General features: G+C 48.0%; 8 protein-coding genes and 4 pseudogenes. All 12 read left to right on the top strand.

Features of this window, described 5'->3' with window-relative positions; genetic code table 11:
- Window positions 1-28: 28 nt before the first annotated feature.
- The 12 genes and pseudogenes from ACXMYH_RS10135 to ACXMYH_RS10080 all read left to right on the top strand — a co-directional run bounded on the left by ACXMYH_RS10135 (window position 29) and on the right by ACXMYH_RS10080 (window position 10,136).
- Window positions 29-430 carry a DUF3990 domain-containing protein gene (locus ACXMYH_RS10135; RefSeq protein WP_243022215.1) on the top strand — a complete coding sequence of 134 codons (402 nt, stop codon included), beginning with the start codon at window positions 29-31 and terminating at the stop codon, window positions 428-430.
- Window positions 431-435: 5 nt separating this feature from the next.
- A complete protein-coding gene (locus ACXMYH_RS10130; RefSeq protein ID WP_182426731.1) occupies window positions 436-852 on the top strand; it encodes a hypothetical protein in 417 nt (138 codons plus the stop codon).
- On the top strand, window positions 852-1,343 hold the full coding sequence (gene ybiA / locus ACXMYH_RS10125; RefSeq protein WP_486554826.1) for a riboflavin biosynthesis intermediates N-glycosidase: 492 nt from the start codon (window positions 852-854) through the stop codon (window positions 1,341-1,343). Before ACXMYH_RS10130 ends, ybiA begins: the two co-directional genes overlap by 1 nt.
- 90 nt (window positions 1,344-1,433) lie before the next feature.
- Window positions 1,434-1,880, top strand: a pseudogene (locus ACXMYH_RS10120) (restriction endonuclease subunit S); the annotation flags it as partial.
- Between the two features lie 19 nt (window positions 1,881-1,899).
- A pseudogene (locus tag ACXMYH_RS10115) lies at window positions 1,900-2,268 on the top strand (site-specific integrase); the annotation flags it as partial.
- A 76-nt stretch (window positions 2,269-2,344) separates the two neighbouring features.
- A pseudogene (gene tnpA, locus ACXMYH_RS10110) lies at window positions 2,345-2,744 on the top strand (IS200/IS605 family transposase).
- A 17-nt stretch (window positions 2,745-2,761) separates the two neighbouring features.
- Window positions 2,762-3,865, top strand: coding sequence for an IS200/IS605 family element RNA-guided endonuclease TnpB (gene tnpB, locus ACXMYH_RS10105; protein WP_486554825.1), 1,104 nt, complete (start codon window positions 2,762-2,764; stop codon window positions 3,863-3,865).
- 106 nt (window positions 3,866-3,971) lie between these two features.
- Window positions 3,972-4,532 (top strand): annotated as a pseudogene (locus ACXMYH_RS10100) (site-specific integrase); the annotation flags it as partial.
- Between the two features lie 139 nt (window positions 4,533-4,671).
- On the top strand, window positions 4,672-6,318 hold the full coding sequence (locus tag ACXMYH_RS10095) for a response regulator (RefSeq protein ID WP_118529642.1): 1,647 nt from the start codon (window positions 4,672-4,674) through the stop codon (window positions 6,316-6,318).
- A 31-nt stretch (window positions 6,319-6,349) separates the two neighbouring features.
- Window positions 6,350-8,149 carry a sensor histidine kinase gene (locus ACXMYH_RS10090; RefSeq protein ID WP_486554824.1) on the top strand — a complete coding sequence of 600 codons (1,800 nt, stop codon included), beginning with the start codon at window positions 6,350-6,352 and terminating at the stop codon, window positions 8,147-8,149.
- Window positions 8,139-9,110, top strand: coding sequence for a substrate-binding domain-containing protein (locus tag ACXMYH_RS10085; RefSeq protein WP_486554823.1), 972 nt, complete (start codon window positions 8,139-8,141; stop codon window positions 9,108-9,110). The genes ACXMYH_RS10090 and ACXMYH_RS10085 overlap by 11 nt, the downstream gene beginning before the upstream one ends.
- Window positions 9,111-9,122: 12 nt before the next feature.
- A complete protein-coding gene (locus tag ACXMYH_RS10080; protein ID WP_486554822.1) occupies window positions 9,123-10,136 on the top strand; it encodes a galactose ABC transporter substrate-binding protein in 1,014 nt (337 codons plus the stop codon).
- Window positions 10,137-10,284: the final 148 nt, after the last annotated feature.

Below are 10,284 nucleotides of genomic sequence, written 5' to 3'. Positions count from 1 at the left end.
TCTTTTTATTTGGAATATTTTCGCTCGTATGGTATACTGGACACAGCAGTCTGCACTCTTACTGGGAGTGAGAGAAAGGGATGAATCGACATATGGAATTGACACGGAAACGTACGACGTGATCAAAGGCTGGCGAGCGAATGCGTCCTACTTTTACATCGCGAAAGAGTTTGTGCGTGACAATATCGATGTTGATATTCTGGAAGAACTGTTATCCCTCGGCGGTCTCGGAATCCAGTACTGTATCAAGACAGAGCGGGCATATGCCGGACTGCATGAATTAAAAGATGAGCTGGAAACCGTCGAGTACACAGAATTCAATGACCGATATAACGCAAGAGATATTATGGCACGAAAAAAGATGCGGGATCTGGTAAATTCGGATGCAAATACGGTAACAAACGTATTTAGTACGCTGCTTGAGAGGTGATGGATATGAGGGCATATTCCGATGCATATCTGGAAGATGTAGTGGAAAATCAAGGAAAACTGTTTGATCTTGTTGCACAGTCGTTTCCAGACAAAGATACAGGAGACTTTATTAAGGCGTATATGTCCAGTAAAACACGAAAGAGTATCGACGAGGCGAAGGCATATGTCAATACCATGGATGCCAGAGAACTCTGGGATTATTTTACGGAGACAGAACAGTACCGGATGAAGCCGGGAAAGTCGATCGGTGGATTTATGCCGGACTGGATCGGTGAATTTTATGCGTATTATCAGTGGTATTACAATATTCCGAGTGCGGAGTTAGTGAAGAAGATCCCTCTGGATTTTCTTGAAAAAGCATACTATGGACTGCACGATCTAGAACTGGAGCTTGCAGTCCGGAAAGTGGGGCGGGTCTGATGCGTGTGATAGGCTTTCACAATCCGGATGAGGAGTATGGAGCTTTCAGCAACTGGTATCCATCAAAATTTGTTGTGGACGGAATCTGCTTCACATCGATGGAGCAGTTTATGATGTACCGAAAAGCCGTGTGGTTTCAGGATCATGAGATTGCGGAGAAGATCCTTGCAACGGAGGACGCTGCGAGGATCAAGGAACTCGGGCGGATGGTAGCCGGATATGAGGATTTGATCTGGAGTGGAATCCGGCAGATGGTGGTATATGAAGGACTGATCAAAAAATTTTCACAAAATTCGGAACTTTGTGAACAATTATTGAATACCGGGGATGCGATTCTAGCAGAATGTGCTGTCAAAGACCGGATCTGGGGAATTGGACTTGCGATGGACGATCCAAAACGGCTTGATCCGTCCCAGTGGCGAGGTCAAAATCTGCTTGGATACGCGTTAATGATGGCGCGGGATCAGATCAGGCATCATTCCGGGCAGTAAAAGACAGGAAAATGGACGAAAAAGACGGATGCTTGGGAACAGCGTAAGGTTGGAGAAGTAACAACATCGTACTCAGGCGGCACTCCAACGGTTGGCGTAAAAGAGTATTATGATGGTCAAATACCATTTATCCGTTCCGCTGAAATCAATAGCGAAAGCACCGAACTTTTTATATCCGAAAAAGGGTTGAATGGTTCTTCGACACGGCTCGTTTCAAAAGGAGATATCCTTTATGCCTTATATGGTGCTACAAGCGGTGAAGTGGGTCGTGCAAGGCTTGAAGGTGCGATAAATCAGGCTATTTTAGCGATTAAGCCAATGGATAATTACGATGCAGAATATTTATCACAATGGCTGCGAAAGAGTAAACGCAACATAGTAGAAACATATTTGCAAGGTGGGCAAGGAAATCTATCAGGTGTAATCGTAAAAGAATTGGTTGTGGATTTTCCCTCTTATAACGAACAACAGATAAGTGGTCAGTACTTTGCAAATCTCGACAACCTTATCAACCTTTGCCAGCGTGTGCCGCTGTGAAAATGGAGGAACGCGAGCGATGTTAAGTGAAACAAAAAAGGAAGATTTATTTTGTGAGTATTATGCCCGGTGGATCATGGTATATAAAAAGGGAGCAATCCGCAAAGTCACAATGGACAAATACCTGATGACGCAGAAATGGCTGGAAAAGCTGATCCCGGAGCTGAAGATCAGAGAGATGAACCGTATCGCCTATCAGCAGCTGTTAAATGACTATACGGAGTACCATGAACGGCAGACAACCATGGACTTTCATCATCAGTTGAAGGGCGCCATCCTGGATGCGGTGGATGAAGGTCTGATCGACCGGGACCCGACAAGAAAAGCAATTATAAAGGGAAAGGGGCCCTCGGTAAAAAAGATCAAGTATCTGAATCAGTTTGAAATAGGGCTACCGCAATCCCACTGGCTTTAGACGGTGGGTTAAGGTAGCCGGAAGCGGAGGCTTGTGCTATACTTGCGTTATGGAAACGTGGAAATCAAAAAACAGACACAAATATTTGTTACAGTATCATATTCGTATGCAAGTATAGAAAGAAATTGCTGATGTCAAAACAAATATCAGATGATATAAAGCAGTTTTCTTATGAGATATGTCAAAAGCATAAAGTCATTATCAGATATATGGAGACAGATAAAGATCATATTCATTACATGATAGAAACAGAACCAACAATGTCTATCAGTAAAATAGTAAATCTGATGAAGAGTTATACAACCTATCATATTTGGAAAAGATATCCGGATTATCTACGAAAACATTTCTGGAAAGAACATACTTTTTGGACGGACGGATATTTTGTCTGCAGTGTAGGAAATGTATCAGAAGAGATGTTGAGAAAATATATAGAAAATCAAGGGTAGGAAGGTGGCGACAGTGGGTGTTAAAAGCATATAAATACAGGATATATCCTAATAGCGAACAAAGAATTCAGATTGCAAAAACATTTGGCTGTTGCCGTTTTGTTTACAATCAGACATTGGCATATCGGAAAGAAATATACGAGAAAGAGAAAAAGTCAGTTAGTAAAACGGATTGTAATAATTACTGTAACAGAGAATTAAAGAAAGACTATGAATGGTTAAAAGAAATAGATAAATTTGCTCTGACCAACGCAATCTATCACATGGACGCTGCATATCAAAAATTTTTTAAGGAACATGCAGGATATCCGAAATTCAAGAGCAAACACGATAACCATAAATCATACACAACAAACTTCACAAATGGAAATATAGCGGTAGATTTTGAGACAGGGAAGATAAAATTGCCAAAATTAAAAGCGGTAAAAGCAAGGTTACACAGGGAATATCGTGGGCAGATTAAGTCAGCGACCGTTTCGCAGGTTTCCAGTGGAAAATACTATGTGTCCATACTTGTAGAAACGGAGCATAAGGAACTGGCACATACAAATCATAACATAGGAATCGATTTAGGACTTAAAGATTTATGTATTATTTCCGATGGGAAGGTATATGAGAATCAAAAAATTATAAAAAAATACGAGAAACAGCTTGTAAAGCTGCAAAGGCAACTGTCACATAAAGGAAAGAGAAGTAAGAACTATTATAAAACAAAGAAAAAGATAGCAATATGCCATGAGAAAATAAGGAATATGAGAAAAGATTATCTACATAAAGTTTCACATGAGATTATCAGCGAAAACCAAGTGATAGTTTCAGAGAATTTACAGATAAAAAACATGGTAAAAAATCATCATCTGGCAAAAGCCATAAGTGATGCATCATGGTATGAGCTGACAAGACAGTTAGAGTATAAGGCAAAATGGAATGGCAGGAAATACATCAAAATAGATACATTTTATGCCAGTAGTCAATTATGTTCTGTTTGCGGGTATCAGAATCCAGATACAAAAGATTTGTCAGTGAGGACATGGATATGCCCGAAATGCGGAGCAGGACATGACAGGGATATCAATGCCGCGAAAAATATACTGACAGAAGGATTAAGACAAATAGCATAAAGAAATATATAGGGCAGGGACTGCCCAAATTAACGCCTGTGGAGATAGTAGGTTACGAGGTCGATGAAGCAGGAAGCCCATTGGCTTAAGACAATGGGTAGTTCACCTGCATACGCTGCTTGTTTCGCTGGATCTGAAGGACCAGGTCAACTGGGATTATTTTATTCTTCTGGTCGCAAAGACAGGGATGCGTTTTTCGGAGGCACTTGCCCTGACCCCGAAGGATTTTGATTTTTCCCATCAGACACTGTCGATCAGCAAAACATGGAATTATAAGGGTGACGGCGGATTCCAGCCGACAAAGAACAAATCATCTGTCCGGAAGATCCAGATCGACTGGCAGACGGTGATCCAGTTCTCAGAGCTGGTAAAAAATTTACCGGAGGATCAGCCGATCTTCGCAAAAACAAAGGTGTACAATTCAACGGTAAATGATATCCTGAGCAGGCATTGCAAAAAGTGTAAGATCCCGGTCATATCGATCCATGGTCTGCGCCATACACATGCCTCACTATTGTTGTTTACCGGTGTCTCGATCGCAAGTGTGGCGAGAAGACTTGGCCATTCGAGTATGACAACAACGCAGAAGACATACCTGCATATTATTCAGGAACTGGAAAATAAGGATATTGACCTTGTCATGAGATCTCTGTCCAGTCTGAACTAAAACGAAAAAGAAACAGATCCCGGCTGCGCTGGCAGGGAGCGAACCATTTGCAAACAGTGCGGATCTATAGTAAAATGAAAACAGGCATGAAAACGACCCGGCGCAAGAATCCCGCCGGTTCAGATAGGAGCAGCAGGAAATGGATTTATACAGAATTATCCTTGTGGATGACGAGGAAGAAGTGCGAAAGAGCATTATCCGAAAGATCGACTGGCAGTCGGTAGGCTTTACCGTGGTCGGCGATGCGGAGAACGGGGAGGACGCTTTGGAGAAGATCGAGAATCTGGAGCCGGACGTTGTCCTCACGGATATCCGGATGCCATATATGGATGGTCTTACGCTTGCGGAGAAGATCCGCCAGAAATATCCGTCGATGAAGATTGTGATCTTTTCCGGATATGACGATTTCGAGTACGCGAAGCGGGCGATCAAGTTAAATGTGACGGAATATATCTTAAAGCCGGTGAATGTGGAGGAGCTGACGGCGATCTTAAAGAAGATCCAGGCGAGTCTCGACGAGGAGATTGAGCAGAAGCGGGACGTGAGTCTTCTGCGGGAAAATTACAAGCGCAGTCTGCCGATCCTCAGGGAGCAGTTTTTAAAGGATCTTGTGAGCCGACAGATGGATGAGATGACGGTGGCGGAGCGCCTGGAACAGTATGATATCCCGCTGGCAGGTGCGAAAAAATGGATCTCGATCGCAGTCAAGGCGGAGCTTTCGGCTGTCTCCGGCGAGGTGATCCTGCCGCTTCATGAAGAGCGGGACCTGATCCCGATCTCCGTGATGCAGATCCTGGAGGAAAATCTGAAAAATTACTGCCGCTTTTCCCTGTTTTCATTCTCGGGGGCGGCGGATGCGGAGATCGCAGGGATCGTCGCGGTGGATGAGACAAACTCCCAGACCGGACTGATCGATATCCTGAGCGACATCTGCAAGGAGATCCGGAAGATCTTAATGATTCCGGTCACGATCGGGATCGGTCACAGCCGGACGGAGCTTGGACTGATCTGTGAATCTTTCCAGTCAGCACTCGACGCGCTTGGATATCGCGCGATCGTCGGTGTCGGCAGTACGATCTATATCAACGACGTGGAGCCGATGAACACCGGAAAACTTCAGTTCACTTCGGAAGATGAGTCAGCACTGATCCAGGCAGTCAAATTCGGGCCGGAGGAAAAGATCCGGGAAGTGACCGCGCGGATCATCGGACGGATGTCGGACGCGAAGGTTCACGCGAGACAATACCAGACTTACATCCTGAGCGTCGCAAACTGCCTGGTCCAGCTGATCCAGCAGTATGATCTGGAGATGGACGAGCTTTTTGCTGACTCAAAGGTGGGGGCGGATCCGTTTACGATCATCCACCAGGTCATGAACCGGGAGACGTTCTCAAAATGGCTCCTCGGGGCAGCGTTAAAGATCAACGGCGCGATGAATAAGGAGCGCGACAACACGACGAGACAGAGCATGGAACGCGCCAAGCAGTATATTATGGAAAATTATCAGGATCCGGATCTCTCGGTCGAACAGATCTGCCGGATCCTTCATATGAGCCCGGCGTATTTTTCAACGATGTTCAAGAAGGCAACCGGGCAGACGTACATCGGATATCTGACGGACGTCCGCCTCAATAAGGCGGTGGAGCTTCTGAACATGACGGATGACAAGACATATGTGATCGCCGCGAAGGTCGGATATCAGGAGCAGAATTACTTCAGTTACGTTTTTAAAAAGAAATTCGGCGTCTCACCGACAAAATTCAGGGGAAGCAGACCCGGAAATTAAAGGGCGGTGAATAAAAACAGGGGAGAGCAGTATGAAACCAGAAAACGAGAACGGATTTCTGAAACGGACCAGTATCCGCTATATGATCTTCGTGTACTTTACGGTGACGGCACTTGCGGCCAGCATCTTTATCGGACTGTCATTGTACAGCCGGATGTCAAAACAGATGTCCGACACGATGCAGGAGGAAAATCAGATCCTGATCGACCAGGTGAACCGCTCGGTGGATGTGTGGCTCCGCGGCATCATGAAGCTTTCCGATTCCCTGTATTACGACGTGATCAAAAATGCGGATCTGGAGAACGAGCGCGTCAACCGGGAGATGATGCTGCTCTACGACAATAACCAGGACAATGTGGAGAATATCGCCCTGTTTTCCAGAAGCGGGGAGCTTCTGGAGGCAGTTCCCGCTTCCCGCCTGAAGACCGGTGTGGATCCGACGGAGGAATCGTGGTTCCGGGCGGCACTGAGCAAGACGGAGAACCTTCATTTTTCGGTTCCCCACGTCCAGCGGGTCTTTGATGTGAGCGAAAACCAGTACCGCTGGGTGATCTCGGCGGCCCGCGTGGTCGAGATCACGGAGGGTTCCTCCACGGAACAGGGCGTACTTTTGATCGATATCCGCTATGACAGTCTGGAACAGCTGTTTGATGAGATCACGCTCGGGAACGGCGGCTATGTCTATCTCATGGGAACGGACGGAGAGCTGATCTACCATCCGGAAGCCCAGCTTTTGTATTCCGGGCTGGAAGAGGAAAACCTCAAGGCGGCGGCCGGCTACCGCGACGGGATCCACGAGGAGATGTTCCAGGGGAAAAAGCGGGCGGTGACTGTCAAGACGGTCGGATACACCGGATGGAAGATCATCGGGGCGGCGCCGACGGGCGGAGTCACCCTGAATGCGTTGAAGACGCGTCTTCTGATCACGTTTATCGTGGTGTTTGTTGCCTTCCTTCTCGCGGTGATCAACGCCTATATCTCCACGAGGATCACGACCCCGATCGAAGCGCTGGAGAAGTCCGTGAACGAGATCGAGGCGGGAAACCTGAATGCGGATGTCTATGTGGGCGGCTCCTATGAGATCCGCCATCTCGGCACATCCATTCAGAACATGGCGACCCAGATCCGGCGGCTGATGGATGACATCGTCGCGGAGCATGAATCAAAGCGAAAGAATGAGTTCGACGTCCTACAGTCCCAGATCAACCCGCACTTCCTTTACAATACGCTGGACATCATCGTCTGGATGATCGAGAATGAAAAACAGGCGGACGCTGTGAAGGTCGTGACGGCGCTGGCGAGATTCTTCCGGATCAGCCTGAGCCGTGGAAAGAGCATCATCACCGTCCGGGATGAGATCGAACATGTGAGAAATTATCTGACGATCCAGCATATGCGCTTTAAAAATCGCTTTACCTACGGGATCGAGGCGGATGAGTCGGTTATGGACCTTGCGAGTGTAAAGCTGATCCTTCAGCCGCTTGTGGAAAATGCGATCTATCACGGCATGGAGTTCATGGACGGGGATGGGGAGATCCGGATCCATGTATACCGGGATGGCGATGACCTTTATATGAAGGTCTCTGACAACGGACTCGGAATGACGAAGGAGCAGATCGAAAACATGTTCTCCGACAAAAAACATGTGGCCTCAAAGAGCGGCTCCGGGATCGGCGTCCGGAATGTCAATGAAAGGATCCGCCTGTATTTTGGATCGGATTACGGTCTCTCGATCGAGTCGGAGCTTGACGAGGGGACGACCGTGACGATCCACATGAAGGCGATCCCTTACTCGGAGACGGCAGAGGGGGAAAAGATCAATGTCAAATAAAGAAAAGATCGGCTGGTGTGCCGGGGTGATCCTGCTGGTGATCCTGTATCTGCTGTCCTCGACGGATCTGATCATCAAGGAGAAAAAAAAGGAGATCTTCCGGGTGTCGGTGATCGTCGACCAGGTGAACGACAATTATTACGGAAATTTCCGCGAAGGCATGAACATGGCGGAAAAAAAGTATCAGGCGGATGTGAATTTTATCACGCTGTATGCAGAAAATGATGAAAAACAGCAGGATGAACTCATCGTACGTGAAGTGAAGGACGGAACGAACGCGATCATCCTCGCCCCGGTGCGGGAAGATCACGCGGTCATGCAGCTGGATGAAATTTCGCCTGGCTGCCCGGTGATCTTTCTCGGCGCCTCGACGATCAGCAGTTCGGTCGCATGTTCGATCTCGGTGGACCGCTACGAGATGGGGCGGAGCCTCGGCGAGAAGATCGTGGAAAATGAGACACCGGAGATTCCGGTCTGTCTGTTTACGGAAGGACTTTCCTACACGGGAAATACCGATACATATGACGGACTTCGTTCTGTGCTCGACCAGGCCGGCTTTTCAGTCAGTCTGATCGAGAAGAGAAATGAGGACACTTACCGGAAAACGATCGAGGGGACCGTGTACCCGGAAAACGGAAAATTTATGGCAGTCGGCATGGATGTAGGCGCACTGTCGGATCTCGCGGATATTCTGGAGGGAAGCGGCGTGTACCGGGAACATGTAACAGCGCTTTACGGGATCGGAAGTACGACAAAACTGTTAAACCAGATGGACAAGGGGATCGTCACCGGTCTGATGGCGTGGAACCGCTTTGATGAAGGATTCTTAAGCGTGGAAAAAGCCGTACAGGCGGCAGGCGGAGAGTGGAATGAGAAACAGATCACACTGACGCCGGAATATATCGATGATGGGATCTTAAAGAGCGGGACCTATGAGAAACTGCTGTATCCGATGGAATAGGAGGATGCCAGAATGAAAAAGAACAGATTTCCGGTCATGATGATCGCGCTTGCGGCGGCAGCACTGCTTGGGATCACCGTGTGGCGGGCCGCTCTGGAAAACGGTGCGCAGGAAGAAAAAAAGACTTCTCTCCGGATCGGGGTTCTCCTGTACCGCGGGGATGATACGTTTATCGGGACACTCCGGAGTTCCATGGAGCAGGCTGCAAAGGAGTATGAACAGGAGACGGGGATCCGGGTAACCCTGGATGTCCGGGATGCGAAGAGAAACCAGATGACCCAGAACAGCCAGGCGGAGCGGATGATCGGCTTAAACTGTGATGTGCTCTGTGTGAACATGGTTGACCGCTCGGCAGCTTCCGGTGTCATCGACAAAGCGATGGAGGCGGATATCCCGATCGTGTTCTTCAACCGGGAACCTGTGTCGGAGGATATGAAGCGCTGGGAAAAACTCTATTATGTTGGGGCGGATGCGAAAGAGTCGGCGGTCCTTGAGGGGCAGATCCTCGTTGATGCCTACCGGAAGAATCCGGCATCCCTTGACCGGAATGGGGACGGGGTCGTCTCATACGTCCTTCTTGAGGGGGAGACGAACCACCAGGATTCCCTGATCCGGACGGAGTGGTCGATCCAGACCTTAAAGGACGGCGGTGTCCCGATCCGGAGGATCACGAGCGGGATCGCGAACTGGGAGAGAAACCAGGCGTCTGCACTCATGGAAGAATGGCTTTCCGATTACGGGGATGAGATCGAACTTGTGATCTGCAACAACGATGATATGGCGCTCGGGGCGATCGATGCGATCGAGCGGGAGGGGATCATGGCCGGGACGATCAAACTCGTCGGGATCGACGGGACTCCGGCCGGTCAGGAGGCATTCCGCGAGGGAAAACTTTTCGGAACGGTGGAATCGGACAGGGAGGCTTATGCGAAGCGGATCTTTGACACGGCGGAGGAACTGGCGATGGGAAAAGAGGTCACACAGGAAAAATACTTCTGGTGCCCGCAGCATATGGTCGCAAACTGATCCGGATCCATTTGTAAAAGTTGATGGAAAAGCAGCCCTGGATCCGGGACTGGTAGTGCCAATTAAGCGTTTTTCTGCCGTGATATGACAAAAAATTGTGGTTTTTTTACATAAATCAAAGAATTTCAATAATTTATCATAAAAAAAA

It is taken from the genome of Pilosibacter sp. NGB245 (assembly GCF_057397225.1).
Note: the sequence above shows the minus strand (reverse complement) of the source record. Positions and strands in the feature narration are given on the sequence as shown.

Bases quoted from the DNA above. Each gene is read 5' to 3' on its own strand.
- ACXMYH_RS10135 (WP_243022215.1), top strand. From the start codon at position 29: ATGGTATACTGGACACAGCAGTCTGCACTCTTACTGGGAGTGAGAGAA.
- ACXMYH_RS10080 (WP_486554822.1), top strand. From the start codon at position 9,123: ATGAAAAAGAACAGATTTCCGGTCATGATGATCGCGCTTGCGGCGGCA.
- ACXMYH_RS10090 (WP_486554824.1), top strand. From the start codon at position 6,350: ATGAAACCAGAAAACGAGAACGGATTTCTGAAACGGACCAGTATCCGC.
- ybiA (WP_486554826.1), top strand. From the start codon at position 852: ATGCGTGTGATAGGCTTTCACAATCCGGATGAGGAGTATGGAGCTTTC.
- ACXMYH_RS10130 (WP_182426731.1), top strand. From the start codon at position 436: ATGAGGGCATATTCCGATGCATATCTGGAAGATGTAGTGGAAAATCAA.
- ACXMYH_RS10085 (WP_486554823.1), top strand. From the start codon at position 8,139: ATGTCAAATAAAGAAAAGATCGGCTGGTGTGCCGGGGTGATCCTGCTG.
- ACXMYH_RS10095 (WP_118529642.1), top strand. From the start codon at position 4,672: ATGGATTTATACAGAATTATCCTTGTGGATGACGAGGAAGAAGTGCGA.